Source organism: Chryseobacterium sp. CT-SW4 (genome assembly GCF_048572715.1).
Taxonomy (GTDB): domain Bacteria; phylum Bacteroidota; class Bacteroidia; order Flavobacteriales; family Weeksellaceae; genus Chryseobacterium.
In genome coordinates this window covers 1,306,474-1,325,121 of record NZ_CP183840.1, presented here as the reverse complement: position 1 = coordinate 1,325,121, position 18,648 = coordinate 1,306,474, and the positions used below count along the sequence as shown (strand labels likewise).

At 36.9% G+C, this 18,648-nt stretch carries 17 protein-coding genes; 7 read left to right on the top strand and 10 right to left on the bottom strand.

The window, feature by feature from the left end:
* Positions 1-57: 57 nt before the first annotated feature.
* The 7 genes from ABJ974_RS05955 to ABJ974_RS05925 form a co-directional block, all read right to left on the bottom strand.
* The gene (locus tag ABJ974_RS05955) at positions 58-2,073 is read right to left on the bottom strand and encodes a BCCT family transporter (protein WP_419870473.1); all 2,016 of its coding nucleotides are present in this window, start codon (positions 2,071-2,073) and stop codon (positions 58-60) included.
* A gap of 174 nt (positions 2,074-2,247) precedes the next feature.
* Positions 2,248-3,051, bottom strand: a complete 804-nt coding sequence (locus ABJ974_RS05950) for an enoyl-CoA hydratase/isomerase family protein (protein WP_419870472.1) — start codon at positions 3,049-3,051, stop codon at positions 2,248-2,250.
* A gap of 306 nt (positions 3,052-3,357) precedes the next feature.
* Positions 3,358-4,254, bottom strand: coding sequence for a helix-turn-helix domain-containing protein (locus ABJ974_RS05945; RefSeq protein WP_419870471.1), 897 nt, complete (start codon positions 4,252-4,254; stop codon positions 3,358-3,360).
* A gap of 163 nt (positions 4,255-4,417) precedes the next feature.
* On the bottom strand, positions 4,418-5,176 hold the full coding sequence (locus ABJ974_RS05940) for a LytR/AlgR family response regulator transcription factor (RefSeq protein ID WP_419870470.1): 759 nt from the start codon (positions 5,174-5,176) through the stop codon (positions 4,418-4,420).
* The gene (locus ABJ974_RS05935) at positions 5,148-6,182 is read right to left on the bottom strand and encodes a sensor histidine kinase (protein WP_419870469.1); all 1,035 of its coding nucleotides are present in this window, start codon (positions 6,180-6,182) and stop codon (positions 5,148-5,150) included. Before ABJ974_RS05935 ends, ABJ974_RS05940 begins: the two co-directional genes overlap by 29 nt.
* A gap of 208 nt (positions 6,183-6,390) precedes the next feature.
* Complete coding sequence (locus tag ABJ974_RS05930) at positions 6,391-6,888, bottom strand: cytochrome b (RefSeq protein ID WP_419870468.1); 498 nt, start codon at positions 6,886-6,888, stop codon at positions 6,391-6,393.
* A 95-nt stretch (positions 6,889-6,983) separates the two neighbouring features.
* Complete coding sequence (locus ABJ974_RS05925) at positions 6,984-8,078, bottom strand: catalase family peroxidase (RefSeq protein ID WP_419870467.1); 1,095 nt, start codon at positions 8,076-8,078, stop codon at positions 6,984-6,986.
* A 164-nt stretch (positions 8,079-8,242) separates the two neighbouring features.
* Between ABJ974_RS05925 and ABJ974_RS05920 the strand changes: the two genes are divergently transcribed.
* The 5 genes from ABJ974_RS05920 to ABJ974_RS05900 all read left to right on the top strand — a co-directional run bounded on the left by ABJ974_RS05920 (position 8,243) and on the right by ABJ974_RS05900 (position 13,026).
* Complete coding sequence (locus tag ABJ974_RS05920) at positions 8,243-9,070, top strand: AraC family transcriptional regulator (RefSeq protein ID WP_419870466.1); 828 nt, start codon at positions 8,243-8,245, stop codon at positions 9,068-9,070.
* Between the two features lie 109 nt (positions 9,071-9,179).
* Positions 9,180-10,400 (top strand): multidrug effflux MFS transporter, encoded by a 1,221-nt coding sequence (locus ABJ974_RS05915; RefSeq protein ID WP_419870465.1) that lies wholly within the window; start codon positions 9,180-9,182, stop codon positions 10,398-10,400.
* Positions 10,401-10,688: 288 nt separating this feature from the next.
* Positions 10,689-11,252, top strand: a complete 564-nt coding sequence (locus ABJ974_RS05910) for a cytochrome b/b6 domain-containing protein (protein WP_419870464.1) — start codon at positions 10,689-10,691, stop codon at positions 11,250-11,252.
* Positions 11,253-11,607: 355 nt separating this feature from the next.
* Complete coding sequence (locus tag ABJ974_RS05905; protein WP_419870463.1) at positions 11,608-12,075, top strand: hypothetical protein; 468 nt, start codon at positions 11,608-11,610, stop codon at positions 12,073-12,075.
* A 369-nt stretch (positions 12,076-12,444) separates the two neighbouring features.
* Positions 12,445-13,026 (top strand): YciE/YciF ferroxidase family protein, encoded by a 582-nt coding sequence (locus ABJ974_RS05900; RefSeq protein WP_419870462.1) that lies wholly within the window; start codon positions 12,445-12,447, stop codon positions 13,024-13,026.
* Between the two features lie 421 nt (positions 13,027-13,447).
* Here the strand turns inward: ABJ974_RS05900 and ABJ974_RS05895 are convergent, their stop codons facing one another.
* Positions 13,448-14,062, bottom strand: a complete 615-nt coding sequence (locus tag ABJ974_RS05895) for a DUF4142 domain-containing protein (RefSeq protein ID WP_419870461.1) — start codon at positions 14,060-14,062, stop codon at positions 13,448-13,450.
* A gap of 680 nt (positions 14,063-14,742) precedes the next feature.
* Between ABJ974_RS05895 and ABJ974_RS05890 the strand changes: the two genes are divergently transcribed.
* Both ABJ974_RS05890 and ABJ974_RS05885 read left to right on the top strand, forming a co-directional pair.
* Positions 14,743-15,288, top strand: a complete 546-nt coding sequence (locus ABJ974_RS05890; RefSeq protein ID WP_419870460.1) for a hypothetical protein — start codon at positions 14,743-14,745, stop codon at positions 15,286-15,288.
* 80 nt (positions 15,289-15,368) lie between these two features.
* Positions 15,369-16,079, top strand: coding sequence for an ABC transporter ATP-binding protein (locus tag ABJ974_RS05885; protein WP_419870459.1), 711 nt, complete (start codon positions 15,369-15,371; stop codon positions 16,077-16,079).
* Here ABJ974_RS05885 and ABJ974_RS05880 read toward each other — a convergent pair.
* On the bottom strand, positions 16,076-16,867 hold the full coding sequence (locus tag ABJ974_RS05880) for a patatin-like phospholipase family protein (protein ID WP_419870458.1): 792 nt from the start codon (positions 16,865-16,867) through the stop codon (positions 16,076-16,078). The two genes, ABJ974_RS05885 and ABJ974_RS05880, sit on opposite strands and share 4 nt — an antisense overlap.
* A gap of 150 nt (positions 16,868-17,017) precedes the next feature.
* Positions 17,018-18,406 carry a dihydrolipoyl dehydrogenase gene (lpdA, locus tag ABJ974_RS05875; RefSeq protein WP_419870457.1) on the bottom strand — a complete coding sequence of 463 codons (1,389 nt, stop codon included), beginning with the start codon at positions 18,404-18,406 and terminating at the stop codon, positions 17,018-17,020.
* Positions 18,407-18,648: the final 242 nt, after the last annotated feature.

The window sequence follows — 18,648 nt, the reverse complement described above, 5'->3', positions numbered from 1 at the left end:
CTAATTTAAAATATAAACTCAGAACCTCTTACCTCTAAACAAATTAAAACCAATATCTTACTTAAATCTATAGTTAGCATTACTACTGATGAAAAGCTCATTTTTTTCTTCAGAAATAATTTCAATAAAGCGGCTGTAATGCTTCAGAACGTCGGATATAAGTTCATTCTTTGTAAACAGCTGCACATCATACCCTTCCCTGCTATCTCCAAAATAAGATGCTGGAAAATAAATCATTTTATCATGCAGATCCGGAAGATTGTCCTCTTCAAGAAGATACGCAGAAACCATTTTCGATTCGCTTCTTACCCCATACATAAAATTATTCACGACATCATGTTTGATCTCAATTTCAAGGGCTTCTGGTTCTGTACTTACATTTATTTTAACTTCAATATTGAATGTAGAAAATTCCAGCTTAAGTTCTTCAAACGCATCTTTAACTGTCGTATTCAGAAATACGTGTACTGATTTCTGATCCTGAAAAGATACGATTTGATGAAGCCTTTCTTTCCAGTAAGTACCTGACCAGGGAACGGTAGTAGTAGAAAAATCTCTTTCATAATATTTCTGATCGATCACTAAAGCTTTCATTAAACTGACCATAAAGAGAATCATAATCACAGAAAAAGGCAGTGCTGTGATGAGAGTCATATTCTGCAAGGCCGGTAAACCACCTGCTTTCAGCAATATTAATGCAAGAGCAGCCAGTAAAACACCCCATCCTACAGTTTGCCATTTTGGCGAAACCTTAGCGTTTTTCGTTGCAATATTATTCATCACCAGTATTCCGGAATCTGCTGATGTCACAAAAAAGATGATGATGATAAAAATGGTAAGAAAATTGGTCACCGTTGTTAAAGGCATATATTCAAAAAACCTAAACATCAATGCATCAGGATTAGATGATAATCTGCTTAATAAACCATCCGCCACATTCATATCAAACCAAATAGCGGAATTTCCAAAGACCGACATCCATATAAAATTGAACAATGTAGGGATTAAAAGCACTGCGGCAATAAATTCTCTAATGGTTCTTCCTTTAGAAATCCTTGCAATAAAAAGACCTACAAACGGAGACCATGAAATCCACCATGCCCAATATAAAATAGTCCAGTCATAAAACCACTGTTGCGTATTTACATCGTAAACATGGGTATTAAATGTTAAGCTGAAGAAATTCGTAATATAATTGCCGATACCTTCTGTGAAACTTCCGATAAGGTAAATTGTAGGTCCACAAACAAGTACAAACAAGAGAAGTATAATAACGGTAATAATATTAATGTTGCTCAGAATTCTCACCCCTTTATCAACCCCGCTCACAGCGGACACTACCGAACATGAAACCAAAATCAAAACAATCATGATCTGATATTTAAAACTGCTTTCCGGTAAAATGTTTAATACTTCAAGTCCTGAATTGATTTGCATCACTCCAAAGCCCAGCGTGGTAGTAATTCCAAAAAAAGTACTGCAAAGAGCAAAAATATCAACAGCATTTCCCCATCTACCCTTTACTTTATCTTTAAGTAAAGGATAAAAGCAACTTCTGAGCGAAAGAGGTAACCTGTAGCGGTAAGCAAAATAAGCCAACGACAGCCCTACAAGACCATATATTGCCCACGCATGGATTCCCCAATGAAAAAAAGTATACAATTGTGCGTTTTTTGCCCGTTCTACAGAAGACTGTGCAGTAAAAACCTCATTTGAATAGTGTTGCATGGGTTCGGCAACACTGAAATACATCAACCCGATACCCATACCCGCAGCGAAGAGCATTGAAATCCACGAAAAGAAAGAGTATGTCGGCTTACTGTCGTTTCTTCCAAGTCTGATGTTGCCAAATTTACTGAACATTAAAAACACAAGAAACATCACAAACAATGTGACGGCCCAAACGTAAACCCAATTTAAATTGACAAAAATAAAATTTTTGACCTCGTTAAGAATTAACTGTGAATCTGTAGGATAAACTACCGATATTAAACAAATACCGATGATAAAAATAAAACTTGGAATGATAATTCCACCATTCAAAGTTGTTCTAAGCTTTATATTTTTGAGCATGTTAAAAACTTTTTTAGGTCCAAAAAGGTACATAAATAAAATTTAACCGATCCTTAAAGCCAATGGCGCCACTTATAAGTGGCGCCATTTTTTATTTTTAATAATAAGTCCGGTTGATAAATGTAAAAGATATAAATTTCTTACAATTTAATGTTCCAAATCCCATGCATCCTATTACAGGTATTTACCTAAATTTAATTCCACATCACCATACGTCTGTAATCCCTGATCCAGCAATGCTTTGATTCTACCTCTGGCTTCAGGTTCTGTAAGAGAAGCAAAAAATCGGGTCTGGGTTTCCATAATATGCTCATTTTTTGGAATAATTACCCTTTCATTCATAATGGATTTAATCGTCGTAATAATTTTCTTATCAAAAGAAGCAATCCTGTTCGCCAGATTTTCGACAAATCCGTCTAGTTCATTATCTGGAAAAGCCCTGTTAATCCAACCGTATGCTGCTGCTGTTTCCGCATCATAATCGTCACCACTCAGGATAATTTCCAATGCTCTAGCCTTGCCCGTCAGAAGGTGTAATCTTTCTAATCCTCCTCCTCCGGGGAATGAACCAATCCCTATTTCAGGCTGTGCAAAAAAAGCTTTTTCCTTACTTGCAAAACGCATATCAAAAGCCTGGATAAACTCGCTTCCAAGCCCCCTTGCTCTACCTCTGATAGATGCAATGCTTACAAATGGAGCCTGCTCAAGACGTTTTGCAACATCCGGCCAGGAAATAGATAAGCCTGTTTCTCCCGTCCCTTTAGGAAATTCAAAAATATTTATTAATTCTGCGTGGGCTACATAGAAATCCGGATTTGCACTTTCAACAACCACTACCTTTAAGTTTTCATTAGCTTCCAGTTCGCTCATTAATTCTCTTAATTGTACGGAAAATTCAGGATCAAAAATATTTACCGGAGGATTATCTATTGTTACCTTCCAGTAGTTTTCGTTTACTTTGTTTATTGAAAAAATCATAATGCTATTGTGTTTATGTTATTTATATTTTAAGTGCCTATATACAATTTTACACTACTGTCCTTCTGACGAAGGAAGAATCTCATAATATGGCTTAGATTCTTCATTTCACTTCGTTACATTCAGAATGACAGAGTCATAATAATAAGATAAATTCATTAGTGTAAAATTGTATGTAATTACCATATTTTAATTATTGAGAAACAGATGAATCTTCAAAAAAGAGTTCATAGTCCAGGGCTTGTTATTGGAAGTTCAAAGTTAGATGAGCAGCGCCTTTTCCTTTAACACAAATCAAGGAATCTCTTACACTATTCTCTGATTGCGGATTTCAGTTGGCGAAACACCTTTTACTTTTTTGAAAAACCTTGAAAAATAAGGAACATTCGAGAAGCCCAACTGATAGGCGACATCACTGATATTCAAATCAGTCTGGTGCAGAAGAATTTCTGCCTGTTCAACAATAAATTCCCGAATATAAATGCTTGTACTTTTCCCCGTTTCTGCCCGTATAAGATCGGTAAGGTAATTGGATGAGAGATTGAGCTCTTCAGCGATTGAAGATACAGTAGGGACATTCTGAACCGGTTTTGAAAAATCTTTATAATGATTTTGTAATAAACTTTTAACCTTAGAGCTAACGGAAACAGCTTTTGTAGCTTTTTCTTTAAATTGTCTTTCATAAAAAACATCGGCATACGAAAGAACAGCATTTAACAAAGATAAGATGACGTTAATGTTTGCCCTGGATTTATTTTCAAGAAGTTCCATATGGATTTTAGTAAAAAGCCAGGTGATAGTTTCTTCTTCATCCGCCGTCATAAAAAGGGCATCATTGATCTCATAACTGAAATATTTATAATGATTAATTTTAGCCGCAATGGGATTTTGTTTGATCAAATCGGGATGAAAAACAAATGCATAGCCATCCCAAAAGGTAAGACTGTCCCAGGAAACCACCTGCCCCGGTTCGCTGAAGAGCATCAATCCATTTTCAGTATAATATTTATTATTACCATAATTGATATCGCCAGTGAAGTTTTTCTTTAGGGAAATTTTGAAGAGATTAACCTGTATCTCATCACTCGACTGGGGAAAATTAGGAATAGCCTGTTTGCAAACCCTGCTGTCCATCAATGGGTGCAAAGGTCCGGTAAGGTTTAAATATTTATTATAGTCGGTTAAATCATTAAATGTTTTCATCTGACAAAAATGCAAAATTTGTTTCGAATTTTAAATTCAGATGAACACAACCTATAAAATAATGATGATTAACTTTTATCTTACACCTACTTACAGCCTTTACCTTAAAATTTTCCTTACTGTTTATTTATACCTAAAAGTCCTAAAATCCAATACCTCAGCGTTAATAACCGATCCAGTTCTTAAACTGGGCAGATTTTTCACGACTGATTATAATCGCGTCATCACTTTTTATCAGCTCCAGTTTCAGTTTACCTTTAAAGTAATTGCTTACCTTTCGGACGGAATCGATATGGATAATATACTGCCTGTTGGCTCTGAAAAATAATTTAGGGTCCAGCTGCTGTTCCAGTTCTTCCAAGGTTTGTGGAATTACCTCTTCCTCACCATTCAACAGTTTTGCTTTAGTAAGTTTAAACTCTGAGTAGAAATACAGGATATCATTCACCAAAAGAGTTTTATAAGCATCTCTGTAAGAGAGCAGAAAACGGTTTCTGTAACCTTTGGGCTCCAGAGAATTTAAAAGGCTATCTATTAATCTACGATCAATATTGACAATCGTTTTGGCTTCCAGCTTTTCTATGGCAGTATGCAGTTCATCCTGTTCGATAGGTTTCAGGAGATAATACACACTGTTATATCTGAATGCTTTGACCGCATATTCATCATAGGCTGTCGTAAAGATAACAGGACACTGGACTTCTGTTTTTTCAAAAATTTCAAAACTTAATCCATCAGACAGCCTTATATCCATCATAACAACATCCGGCTCCGGGTTTTCATTAAACCACTGAACACTTTCCGCTACACTTTCAATGACGCCTACTATCTCTGCGTCTGGTCGTATTTCACCAAGCAGACGTACCAATCTTTCAGCATTGGGAATCTCATCTTCAATAATTAAAATCCTGCTTGTCATCATAGCTTAGAAGGGGTATTGTTACTTTAAAATATTTATCGGTTTTATTAATCTCTACCGGCTGATCCGACAGCAGCTGATACCTGCGTTTTATATTGCTTAATCCTATACCAAAGGAGTCCAGTGTTTTGGTAATGGGCAGCATATTGTTTTCAACCGTCAATGTTTGGGCATCATGGGTACTGATCCGGACAATCAGAGGTTCTTTTCTGCTCGTTTTATTATGTTTTAAAGCATTTTCAACAAGCAATTGCAGGGTAAGAGGCGGCATGTAGAGACTTTTTGATGATTCATCCACATCGATATGAAACAAAACCCCATTCGAGAAACGGTGTTCTATGAGAAACCTGTAGGACTCCAGAAATTTAAGTTCCTGTTCCAGCGTAATGATATCTTTTTTCGAGTTTACGAGAAGATACCGGTATATACGTGAAAAGTTCTCAGCATATTCATAGCCCAACATCTGGTCTTTAAGGATCAATTCAGATAATACGCTCAGGTTATTGAATACAAAATGTGAATCTATCTGGAGTTTCAGGGACTGCAATTCCGCTTCCATGGCAACTTGATTGAGCTCTGAAGCCTCTAAAGCCGCATTTTTCCAGTTGGATATGAGATAATTTCCTGTATGAATGCCTACGATGGATAATGCAATGATGGTACTTACAACAAGCCATTGGATCATTCCCCTGGCTTCTTCTACAGATCCTCCCGGACCAAATCCAAAGGTGAGAGGCTTTCCGTTCATCCGGGAACTGAACAGGTTGATGAGCAGCTGTACCAAAAGGATCACAAAAAGGTTTAGAAATATCTCAGCAGTAAAACGCTTTCCCGGATTATTGGTCCAGGGGAGCCGCCGGTTAAGCCTGCTTCCTATCAGAATGCTTGCTTCCGATACCGTAAAACAAAAGATAAAGGACACGGACAGATCACGTGCTATTTTCGTCCAGTTTCTGTCAAAATAATTCCTCCTGTAAGGTGTGAACGGATCAATGATATAGGAAATCAAATACATCATTAAAAATGCAAAACACACAATCAGTATTCGTTTCCATCTATTATTTAAAAATGTACTTTGTTCTTCCCTCATAAGATTGGTCTTGCATAAAAATGACTTTTTTGTACTGTAAAAAATCCTTTGACAGCTTATTGCAAATTTGAGAATTTAAATATACAAAAGGCTTATCCTTCAAAAGTATTTTTAATTATGATAAGATTTATTGATCGGAATGGATTTCTTCGGATTCAACATTTTGTTTCCTATACCATGTCATCGATTGCAGAATGTGGTCCCGGTATATAAATCCATGGATCAAAGCTATGGAAAGATGGCCAACCACCATAAAGAAAAGCAGCCACGCCATTACCCTATGTGCATCATGCAGCCAGGCATAGGAAACGGGATTTTGCTCCAAAATAGCGGGAAGATGAAGCCCCGGATACAGCCTTACCGGAAAGCCGCCCGCAGACAATTGCGCCCAGCCGGTCAATGGGAGTGCCACCATCATTCCATAAAATACCCAATGCAGTGCATCAGCCATATGTTTCTGCCAGGTCGGCATGCTATCCGGAAGTTGTGGAACAGGATTCATAAAACGGTTGACCAAACGCACTATAACCAGCAGGAGGATCGCTATTCCTAAAGGGATATGCAGACTCAGCAGTCTCGGCCTCCATGTTAATGAGGTCATCATTCCTACTCCGATGAACAACATCGTCAATATCATTACAGCCATCAGCCAATGGAGAATCCGAGCGGTCCTGTTGAAAGATGCAGGAGGTGCTTGTTTTGGGGTTTTATCATCCATAATTATTTATTTTGTGGTTTTTCATTTTTAGGTTTTCCTACTGCATCGGTGGCCTTGCCATAACCGATCTCTCTTACCCTGGCATTATATGAATGGGAATATATACCTGCTCTGGCTACTAAAACGGGATCGTCAGACAGTGCAATACCTTTTGGAACAAGTGTGGGGTCGAAATTAATATCTCTACAACCTCCCTCAGTCTGGTCAAAAACACGGGTGACTTTTAAAGTCCCTGCTATAATTTGTTTGCGGTCTGCAGGCCAGACTTGTGACGGATCATTGACAGGATCTCCAGGCTCAGCTATTGTTAATACCAGATCCCAATACAACGGTTCTTTTTCCAGTCGTTTTTTCAGCTCATCGAAAAGATAGTTGGGACTCGCTTTTTCACGTTCCTCAGCACTCATCGAAATAAATGGAGCATGGGGACGCATGGACCAACGAACAGGGTGCTTTTTCCCTTGCGAGTCAACCAGCAGAAAGGCATTGATGACGTAATATTCCGCTCCTGCAAAACTTTTTGTCCACGGTGCCTTAGCATCCCACTCTATAGATTTTTTAGCTTCCGGATATTCTTTAAGAAAAGCTTCTACCTTTGCCGGATTGGGTTTTCCGGTGGCAGGATCTTCTTTAAAAGCTTCTTTCTGCTTTAAAAAACCTACGGCATCGCGAGTACCGAAAAAAGGTTTATTATTCAATTTCATCCGCCACTGTTCCCCATCATCAGAGGTCAGCATCAAGGCCATACTTACGGTACGGCTGGAGTTGTCCGGTGCATGGGGATTGCCCGTTCCCAAAGAGAATCTGCCGATCGCAGGAACATCTTTCTGTGTAAATACCTGTGCAATGGATAGATCTTTGGCATTACCCGATGCATGAAAAGTTCCTTCAAAACAGATACCTTTACCATGAGCACGGCGGTACCCTGCCGGAAATGAATCAGGTGTATCTTTTAAAAATGTTTGTGTGGTAACACGTTTCCCTATAAGACCCGCAGCCCATGCAAAGGCCGATATGAGTACCAAAGCAATGAGGCCAATCCCTGCAAGAGTGAACCCTACTTGTTTTTTTTTGGAATCAAAAAAAGACTTTTTCATAATATTCTGTTCATTAATATTTATTAAAATACAAAGAAATGAAGTTAATAACAAGCATTAACCTTTATATTTACCGAAGCTGATTAATTTGCAGCTGAAATGAACTATGCGCCAACTGAAATAATCTTTAAACCAGTATAGTAAATAATGTAATTTTGTTCATAATGAAAAAATCCGGGGAAATTCCGCTACACCAATTGACATCTGAAAAATTTCAGTATGCCACGCTGGATAATGGTCACCCAGAAAATTTTGATGACGTTCACCGGCACAACTTTTATGAGATCATCTGGTTTGAGCAGGTACTTCCCGAAAGTCTACTCTATTTGGACTTCGAATGCTTTAAGCTCGAAAAAAATCAGGTATACCTTATATTACCCGGGCAGGTGTTTGATATGAAGCTGAAGGGAGAACGCGGACATGTTCTTGCTGTCAGCAAAGAGCTTTTTGGAAGCACTATAGAAAACGGGAAATTGCTTAGTCATCAGATCAGGCCGTTTGTACTTTCCGGCAGGAGTCTGGAAGACTGCTCAGCCCTTATCCAGCTGATTGCTAAAGAATATAGGGACAGCGGGCGTATTGATCTCTTAAAAGCTTACCTTAAAGCACTCCTGATAATTATTGCTGATGAGACTCATTTTAAATCCGCTCAAAGCACCGACCATCTAAGACTCGAAAAACTTCATACGTTAATTGACCGGTTCTATATCAGTCAAAGGGAATCGGATTTTTATGCTGATGCATTGAATATTACCGTACATCATCTTAATTATACGGTAAGAAAACTTTTGGGCCTGACGGTGAAGAAACTGATCTCCCAGCGTTTGATTTTAGAAGCGAAGAGAGAACTCTCATTTGGTGCCCGAAGTGTCAAAGAAATAGCTTATATGCTGGGGTTCAACGATACATCTTATTTTTCGCGTTTTTTCAAAACCCAAACAGGAATGCGGCCTGAAGACTTTAAGTCCCAAAGTAACCAAAACATCAAATAAATTTATATTCAATATTCAGTTTGTACCATTGATTATTCATTTTTGCCATTGAATCCAATTCATTTTCAGACGAATTTTGCAGGATTAATCAACATCCCCATAGCTTCCTATGAAAAAATTCAGCATCATCGTCATTATACTGGCTCTCCTCAATACCCTTGAATCTCTCAGTATTGATCTTTACCTGCCGGCATTTCCCAGTATGGCGAAGATATTTAATACGGACATCGGCAATATACAGGTTTCCATTTCCGTATTTTTTGCAGGATTTGCTATTGGCCAATTGTTTTGGGGTCCATTATCCGATAAGAAGGGAAGAAAGCCTGCGCTGTATGCTGGAATACTTATATTTATTATAGCCGCTTTCACCATTATATTCACCACCAACTATTATGTATTGTGGATAATGCGTTTTATCCAGGCATTCGGGGGAAGTGCAGGTATTGTGGTGGGAAGAGCTATCGTGGCCGATCTCTACGATAAGGAAAAGGCTATCAAAATATTTTCAAGTCAGTCTCAGATTAGCGGTATTGCTCCTATTGTAGCGCCATTGTTGGGAAGCTTATTTTTAAACCTTTGGGGCTGGGAGAGTTCATTTGCTTTTTTAACCCTTTTAGGTGCTCTTACTTTGATGATGACCATCGGTTGGATTCCTGAAACCAATAAAAGACCCCACAGTCAAAATTCAGTTATAGAAGAACATACGTTATATATTCAGATCAAAAATATTTTCAGGAATAAAGACTTTGTCCAAAATGCAATTATAGGCAGCATCGCTTTTGCATCATTGATTATTTATATTTCGGGATCTCCTTTTCTGTTTATGGAAATCCATCATTTTTCAACGACGGCATTCAGTCTTATTTTCGCACTTAATTCTGTGGCATTGATTATTGCTGCCTATTTAACACCTAAATTTTTAAAGAGAGTGAATGACAGGAAACTACTTTTTTATGCAGTATCTCTATTGTTTATTGCCTGTCTTACGCATACTATTGCAGCGTTCTATCACTGGAATGTGGTTTCTGAAATTATTAGTCTGTATCTTTCAATTTTTTCTATCGGTATATTATTCCCCATAACAACGGCCGGCGCCCTTGCTCCATTTAAGGAAGGTAAAGGTATTGCTGCAGCTTTATTCGGTTTCTTACAGCTGATGTTGACCTTTCTTCTTTCCGGAGCGGTCAGCCTGTTAGAATCTGACTCTGCAATGCCTATCACGGTAGCCCGGTTATCTATTGCACTGATTGCTTTATACATGGGATATTTAACTTCAAAAGAGAAAAAATTCACATTCCGCCGCGCATGGCAACAAATCAAGAGTAAATAAACTGATTTAAAATCATTGTCCTCAATATATGATAAGCAGTCTACTTAGCGAATAAATACAGGTATTTCCCATCCATAGAACAAGACTTTAAGCACAGTCTCAACCCTTCCTATATAGAATTATTATAAATTTAATAATAATTAATAATCATGATAAATTTCATATTCAAAAATCTTTATAAGTTGTAATTTAGAATCAGCTAAGAAAGGTGAAATATCCTTTATTAAAAAAATACATCTTCTTAATTAACAGATACATACCTTTCATTTCTTAGCACATTTCTAAATTATGAAAACAGAAGACCAAAAAACCTTCACTGCAATACACCGGATATTGCATTGGCTGATTGCTGTATTGATGACCGTATTGTTCATCACCGGCTTTTTAAGAATGAAATGGATGGGAAAAAGAACCATTCTGAGTGCCATTGAACAACATGCACCCGACGTAGTTACCCAGGAACAAAAATTAAGCATAGCCAAAACTATTCTTTCTCCTATGTGGCATTGGCATGAATGGGCAGCTTACGGAATATTGGTTGTATTCGGAATAAGGATCATCTATATGATATTAAAAGGGATCAGATTTCCTAATCCTTTCCAAAAAGGCATTCCCACTAAAGAACGGTTACAGGGCTTGATATATATAGTATTTTATATTTTTATCGCTGTTTTTGTCATTACCGGTTTTTACTTAAAATGGGGAGACGGTTCTTTAAAGAAACCTATGGAAACCGTTCACAAATGGGCTTTATATGTATTTCCAATTTTTATTGTGATCCATTTGTTAGGAATTGCCATTGCTGAGCTAGGCAGTAAGAAAGGAATTGTTTCGCGGATGCTGGGAGGGTGATTCATGAATACAGATTAATATAGCTCATTACCCGCTATTTTTAAACAATTTATTTCCTGATTTAATATAAATAAAGGAGGCTGCCTTAAAGAGAGCCTCAGACTGTAATTGAAGATTTTAAAATAATTAAGCCAAACCGTAAAAATTTTCCTTCATATTCAATGCAAATCGGACTGCCCTCCGCAAAGTCCCTTATTTTAGAGCATATTAAAAGGATTATTTCTGATGATTTCAAAGTAAGAGACTGTTTTTCTCACAATGATACAAGTAGCAAAGTTATGCTCTTCAGGAATTTTTTAATAGGATCTTTCAAAAGAAAATACCAAATATTCCGTTTAATTGTTAAATTTGGCTCATGCGAAAGAATCTTTATCTTATTATTTTATCATTTTCTCTTACCGGTTGCTATACTTACCAGGTAAAAAAACGGGTGGATCCGGTGGCCGACAATAAGCAAGAATCTAAAAAGGGCGCAGCTCCCGTAAATAACTCCACACTTAAGAAAGGCACAGCAGGAGAATCCCAAAACCCGAATGTACAACCAGCACCCGCTCCTATTAATGTTCAGCAGGAGCTTTCCCAGGGTAAAAATGTTAAGATTAAGACGGATCGCGGAAGTTATAAAATAATAGTGGACCGATGGGAAGGTGACAGCCTTGTAGCACATCCGGTCCGTAATCCTGATAAAATTCTGAAATTCCACAAGAACCAGATCAATGGTGAAAAAATAGCAGAAAAACGTTTTTCACAACCCATAGCAGATATTATTACCGTCACTGCTTATGCCGGAATTGGTGCGTTAATCTGGTATCTTCTCAAGTAATTTTACAACTTATCTCACTGACGTAAGCTCCTTATTTCTTTTCATTTCCCGTTCTCCAGGTTGTATAAGTTTGGAGTCATGAAAGCTGTTTAAATCATCTGTTTTTTATAAGACTGAATAGGCAGACACGCTAAAAGTCAAATTTAATGCTTATGTAATTCTCATTTTTAAAGATTGTTCTTCAGGTCTCCGAATCAAGCCAGGCGTTATATCAATTAAAATTTTCACAACAATAATTATAAATAGATTATTTTATAATCAAATAATACGCTTATGGATAAATTTTTATACATAGAAATCCCATTTTCACTAAGAATGGCCTTATAGTTGTAGAGTCATTACCAACCAAACACTTAAATTATATTCATTATGGAAACTAAAACAGTTACGAAGAAGTCACCTGTTCGGAAAACAACATCAAAAACAGCTTCAAAAACAACAGCTAAGACACCCGCCAAAAAAAATGCCGCTAAAGAACTGAAGGATCTTTTTGAAGATTCATTAAAGGATATCTACTGGGCAGAAAAAGCATTACTGAAAGCGTTACCGAAAATGATGAAAAATGCGAGTGACGAAAAACTTAAAAATGCTATCGATAAGCACATTAAAGAAACAGAAAGCCACGTGGAAAGACTGGAAGCATGTTTTAATGCATTAGGTAAAAAAGCACAGGCAAAAAAATGTGATGCCATGCAGGGATTACTGGATGAAGGCAAAAGCATTATGGAAGAAACAGAAGCGGGAGCGGTAAGAGATGCTGGGATTATTGCAGCAGCACAAAAAGTGGAACATTATGAAATTGCAACTTATGGAACTTTAGCTGCATTTGCCAAAGTATTGAAAGAAGAAGATTGTCTTAAAAATCTTTTGAGTACGTTGGAAGAAGAAAAAAAATGCGATCAGCTTCTATCAAAAGTTGCGGATACTGCTCTTAACAGTAAAGCGATGTAAAGCATTCCTACGCTATAAAAAGAGGAAACCAAAATTGGTTTCCTCTTTTTATTCCTCCTTACCTCTTGCTCCTTCAAATACATTGTTATCAAAATAAATTTTACAACAGTCTGTTAATTATGTACTTTAAAATTTTCCGCATAAATGGGAAATCCTTTTTTTATGGTTTCCGTATTCGTACTCCCAATTCCATTAGCATTAATAATCCACACCGATCCTGATCCCCGGCAAGAAGAATAAGTGCAAAATTGAATAGAATACTCCAAAGGTAAAGAGGAAGCTATTTGTTTTTTTATAACGTATATCATAAAAATTCAAATTGATACATAAATATTACTACCAGGCATAAAAAAAACACCCAAACAAAAATGTTTGAGTGCCAAGAAACAAGGTATTCCCCACCTTAGTTTTCTACTATGTTTTATTTCAATGTTTTTTTTGTTTTTTCAGCTTCTGCCAAATGATGTTCCAATGTTGGAATTGTAGTACGGGCAAAATTTCTGAGAGCTTCATTTTTCCCATCGGATGCCTGTTCTTTAAACTCGTCTATATCCTTTTTGTGATCACTTACCATCAAATCGGCATACATACGGTCAAATTCCACTCCTTTTTTAGCTTTCAGATCATCATATTTTTTCTGCTTATCAGCATCAAGATCTGTTGGTAAAGTATATCCTGCAGACGAAGCCCACTTTTTAAGTTCATCATTAGCTTTAGTATGATCCTTAACCATCATTTCGCCTAATGTTTTTACAGCAGCTTGAGTTGCGTTTCCGGAAGCGAGTTTTCCCATCATCACTTCCATCATTCCTCCCCTGGCTGCCGCATCAGCAAATTTTTTATCCTGGTTACTAAGAGCGTTTACCGTATCCGTAACCGCTCCTGACGCCGCAGCCGAATCCGTCATTACACTTCCGGAATCTACATTGGTAATCACAGTTGTACTGTCAACGGTCTGCTCCATAGTCGTAGTTTCACTTTTTTTACAGGCAGTCATAGCAGCCAGCGCCCATAAGGCTAAAATTGATTTTTTCATATACATATATTTTAATATTTGGAATTTGGTTCTTTATTTATTGAAGCTTTCCCTTTCTCACAGGGGTAAAGCTCAATTTGAAGTTTAAAAATAAACCTTTTCAACGGGCTGAATTATGATCCCCGTCATATCGTCACAGGAAAATCAATTCTTTTGCTTTTTCTATTAAAAACTGAGAAATCTCATACCTTCTTCATCTCTGCAAGCATTTACTTATCTTTGCTGTTCTAAACTTAATTTAAAAGCATATGATAAAAAAATTTATTCCCTGTGATTGCCTGTTCAGGAGACTTTCACCTTTCAAAATGAAGTTTCAATTTCCCGATACCGGCATTTAAGAATATAGAGTCAATAATTTAATATTGATTCAAAATCATCAATTAATTTTTCGCCTAAAAATCTAATTATTACCTGTTTATGAAACAGTTAAGTGTTAAATACCCGATATTTAAACTACAAGTGTTTAAGATAAAAGGGCTCTTACCGACACACTTAATCCCTCATTATAAAAAGGTTTAATAAAGATATTACACTGGAATGCATTGCATAACAGACGGGTTGTTTAAAAAAAAGATATTAAAAAAAAATATTACTTTTGCTTGAAAGAATAAAAATGTGTTTTATATCATTTTTATTAGTAATTTTAGGTACACCAATTATAAAACATTAAATTCAGTCAAATGAGAAAAATAATTCTACTCCTTACCTGCATGTTTGGTATTTCGGTTTTCTCACAAATTAAAGTGTTGAAAAACGAGACTTTGGTGGAAATTGGTAAAGATAATTCTGTAGGTTTATATAAAAAAGAAGACAAATTCACTTTCAATTATCAGGATCTCAATACCAGTAATTTGAATACGATAAGGTCTTTTTCGTTCGAGAATCAGAATAATGATGTAGACGGACTGTATAGCATAATTATAAGCGGTTTCACCACTATGCCAGCTTCCAACGTAACCCTTGAACTTCCTAACGATATTATTGAGCTTCACTATGAAAAGAACTATGGACAGCCTACTGTTCAGTTTATTCAGTATATCAATAAAAACAGGAAATATGTAGGGAAATCACAGTATCTGACGAGAAAGCAGGTAGATAAGATTTTCGGAAAATCTACCGGAAAATCGAGTCTGTACCAAGGTGCATCCGTAGCACCCCAGCAGTATAATTCAAAGCCAGCTACTACTTACAAGTCTACCACAAAAAGCAGCAAAGCAAGAAAATAACCGTATATAAAAAATATAAGTGAGCTCATTCTACCGGAATGAGTTTTTTATTTTATTTTTGCAAAAAGACTGTACAGAATATGTCCCTTCAGATAACTAATTTAACCAAAAAATTTGGTGAGCAGATCGCTCTCAATGCGATCAATATCAGTATTGACAAAAATGAGATCATTGGTCTTCTGGGTCCAAACGGGGCCGGAAAATCAACCTTAATGAAATCAATTGTCGGTTCTCTGAAAATAGATGAAGGTGAAATTATCTTTAATGGTAAAAACATAACGGAGAATGAAATCGAAACTAAAAAAAATATCGGCTTTCTCCCTGAAAATAATCCGTTATACCTGGAAATGTACGTCAAGGAATATTTGGAGTTCGTAGCTCATATTCATCAGATCTCCGCGAATAAGATAGATCATGTCATCGAACTGGTAGGACTTACCCCCGAAAAATCAAAAAAAATAGGTCAGCTATCCAAAGGGTATAAGCAAAGAGTGGGATTAGCCCAGGCTATTATCCATGAGCCTGATTTACTGATTCTGGATGAGCCTACAAATGGACTGGATCCTAATCAGATCATAGAGATCAGGAATGTGGTTAAAGAGATCGGAAAAGAAAAAACCGTATTGCTTTCCACTCATATTATGCAGGAGGTAGAAGCGCTTTGTTCCCGCGTAATTCTAATTCATAAAGGGAATATCTTACAGGACTGCCCTATTGAAGAATTTAAAGGCAAATATGAAAGCCTTGAGGAAGCTTTTGCAAGCTACACGGCAGCTTCCCTCCCCAGTTAATTTTTTAATTCTGTAAAAAACCTGCTTTCTGCAAAACTTTCCTTTGCAGCCTTATATCCTATTCCAAAGATTTCTTCCATACGGTATTTCTTTCTCTCAAAAGCACCGTAATTGGATAAATCCTGAGAAGAAATAAACCAGTCACAATAATCAAATTTTACCCTTTCCACCCTGTAAGATAAAAGATCATAAGAACGGGAAACAATAGCTTTAATGGACTTCAAATCCTTGATATTCGTATCATGAGGCGGCGACACAAATACCCCAATCAGCTGATCACAATTCTCTCTGATGATATCAGCCGGAAAATTATTCAGAACTCCCCCATCGCAATACATTTCTCCATTGACGATATAAGGGGTGGTAATTCCCGGAATGGAACAGGAAGCGATAATGGCATCCGTCACTTTAAAGCTGTCATCAAATATCCTCTGAGTACCTGAAACCAGCTCCGTAGCTACAATTTTCACCTCTTTATCCAGATCTCTCAATCTCATATCTTTAAATATGGGTGTCAAATAATTCTTAAAGATAACAGACGACACCAATCCGGGCTGATTAAAGGTAAAATGTTTCCAGTTGAAGAAATAAACCGAAGTAAAAAACCTCAGGATCTCTTCAGGAGATTTTCCTATGGCATATAAACATCCTACAATAGAACCGGCGCTGCAGCATGACAATACATCTGCATCAATATTATTTTCTTTCAAAAATTTTAAAACTCCGGCATGAGCTATGCCCTTAGTGCCCCCTCCTGATAAAACTAATCCTACTTTTTCAGAATTCATAGATTAAATGTAAGAAAACGAGATGAATTTTCTGTTTATTTTTTTATTAATTATCTATCTGACAATCTATCATCAAGCTAAATTATCTTTTCACCAAAAAAAGCTACAGATGATCTGCAGCTTTTTTATTGATAGATTTTTTGTTCTTTTTTAGATATGAATCACTTCGCCATATGCAGCAGCGGCAGCTTCCATAATCGCTTCCGAAATAGTCGGGTGCGGGTGGATAGATTTAATGATCTCATGACCTGTTGTTTCCAGTTTTCTGGCTACAACAGCTTCTGCTACCATATCCGTTACACCTTCACCGATCATGTGACATCCTAACCATTCTCCATATTTCGCATCGAAAATTACTTTTACGAAACCATCCGTATTTCCGTTTGCAGTTGCTTTACCACTTGCTGAAAGAGGGAATTTACCTACTTTGATATCATAACCTTTTTCTTTGGCCTGCTTTTCAGTAAGACCTACAGAAGCTACTTCAGGGTGGCAATAAGTACATCCCGGAATATTTCCGTAGTCTATTTTTTCAACGTGCAGTCCTTTGATTTTTTCTACACATGTAATTCCTTCTGCAGAAGCCACGTGTGCTAACGCCTGGGTAGGAATGAGATCTCCAATTGCATAATAACCCGGAACGGAAGTTTCATACCATTCGTTTACCAGCACTCTTCCTTTATCCGTCTGGATTCCCACTTCTTCAAGACCGATATTTTCAATATTGGCAGCAATACCTACTGCTGAAAGAAGAATATCCGCTTCAAGGGTGATATTTCCTTTAGCTGTTTTTACATTCGCTTTAACGCCTTCTCCACTTGTATCTACACTTTCTACAGAGGCATTGGTCATAATTTCTATTCCGCTTTTCTTCAGGGATTTCTCCAAATGTTTGGATACTTCCTCATCTTCCACAGGAACGATATTCGGCATAAATTCTACAACCGTTACTTTAGTACCCATTGTATTATAGAAATCAGCAAATTCTACTCCGATAGCTCCGGAACCTACTACAATCATAGATTTCGGTTGTTCAGGCAGATTAAGAGCCTGTCTGTAACCAATCACCTTTTTACCATCCTGAGGTAAGTTAGGCAATTCTCTTGAACGTGCTCCAGTAGCTATAATAATATGACTGCCTGAATATTCGGTTACTTTACCTTCCTGATCCGTTACAGATACTTTTTTATCTTTTAAAACTTTAGCCGTACCAAGAATGACGTCAATTTTATTTTTCTTCATCAGGAACTCAATCCCTTTGCTCATTTTATTGGCTACACCACGGCTTCTCTGAATTACATTAGGAAATTCAAAACTACCTTCCACTTTATTCAAACCATAATCCTCCGCATGATTGATATAATGGAAAACCTGAGCAGACTTTAATAAAGCTTTAGTAGGAATACAACCCCAGTTCAGGCAGATACCTCCTAAATTTTCCTTCTCGATAATTGCTGTTTTGAAACCCAATTGTGATGCTCTAATCGCTGTAACATATCCACCAGGACCACTTCCGATGACAATAATATCGTAGTTCATTAGTTTAAAATTTTTATGCGAATTTAAGGAAAAATATTGGATGTTTCATCTTTCCTGAGATTGATCAGACAATGGGAAATTCATTAAATTTTAAATAAAAAAAGAGAATACAAAATATATTCTCTTTAATTAACTATTATTATAACTGATAAAATATTCAAAACTTAATTTATTGAATTAACAATTTAAATCTTCTTTTTTACCGCTATAAGCTTTTTTTTGCTGAGTTGCATTGCTGCGGG

What these genes read in the sequence shown, in the direction of transcription:
- ABJ974_RS05945 (WP_419870471.1), bottom strand. Translation starts at nt 4,254, where the DNA reads ATGAAAACATTTAATGATTTAACCGACTATAATAAATATTTAAACCTT.
- ABJ974_RS05930 (WP_419870468.1), bottom strand. Translation starts at nt 6,888, where the DNA reads ATGTTGTTCATCGGAGTAGGAATGATGACCTCATTAACATGGAGGCCG.
- ABJ974_RS05895 (WP_419870461.1), bottom strand. Translation starts at nt 14,062, where the DNA reads ATGAAAAAATCAATTTTAGCCTTATGGGCGCTGGCTGCTATGACTGCC.
- ABJ974_RS05950 (WP_419870472.1), bottom strand. Translation starts at nt 3,051, where the DNA reads ATGATTTTTTCAATAAACAAAGTAAACGAAAACTACTGGAAGGTAACA.
- ABJ974_RS05910 (WP_419870464.1), top strand. Translation starts at nt 10,689, where the DNA reads ATGAAAACAGAAGACCAAAAAACCTTCACTGCAATACACCGGATATTG.
- ABJ974_RS05885 (WP_419870459.1), top strand. Translation starts at nt 15,369, where the DNA reads ATGTCCCTTCAGATAACTAATTTAACCAAAAAATTTGGTGAGCAGATC.
- ABJ974_RS05955 (WP_419870473.1), bottom strand. Translation starts at nt 2,073, where the DNA reads ATGCTCAAAAATATAAAGCTTAGAACAACTTTGAATGGTGGAATTATC.
- lpdA (WP_419870457.1), bottom strand. Translation starts at nt 18,406, where the DNA reads ATGAACTACGATATTATTGTCATCGGAAGTGGTCCTGGTGGATATGTT.
- ABJ974_RS05925 (WP_419870467.1), bottom strand. Translation starts at nt 8,078, where the DNA reads ATGAAAAAGTCTTTTTTTGATTCCAAAAAAAAACAAGTAGGGTTCACT.
- ABJ974_RS05905 (WP_419870463.1), top strand. Translation starts at nt 11,608, where the DNA reads ATGCGAAAGAATCTTTATCTTATTATTTTATCATTTTCTCTTACCGGT.
- ABJ974_RS05900 (WP_419870462.1), top strand. Translation starts at nt 12,445, where the DNA reads ATGGAAACTAAAACAGTTACGAAGAAGTCACCTGTTCGGAAAACAACA.
- ABJ974_RS05920 (WP_419870466.1), top strand. Translation starts at nt 8,243, where the DNA reads ATGAAAAAATCCGGGGAAATTCCGCTACACCAATTGACATCTGAAAAA.
- ABJ974_RS05890 (WP_419870460.1), top strand. Translation starts at nt 14,743, where the DNA reads ATGAGAAAAATAATTCTACTCCTTACCTGCATGTTTGGTATTTCGGTT.
- ABJ974_RS05940 (WP_419870470.1), bottom strand. Translation starts at nt 5,176, where the DNA reads ATGATGACAAGCAGGATTTTAATTATTGAAGATGAGATTCCCAATGCT.
- ABJ974_RS05880 (WP_419870458.1), bottom strand. Translation starts at nt 16,867, where the DNA reads ATGAATTCTGAAAAAGTAGGATTAGTTTTATCAGGAGGGGGCACTAAG.
- ABJ974_RS05915 (WP_419870465.1), top strand. Translation starts at nt 9,180, where the DNA reads ATGAAAAAATTCAGCATCATCGTCATTATACTGGCTCTCCTCAATACC.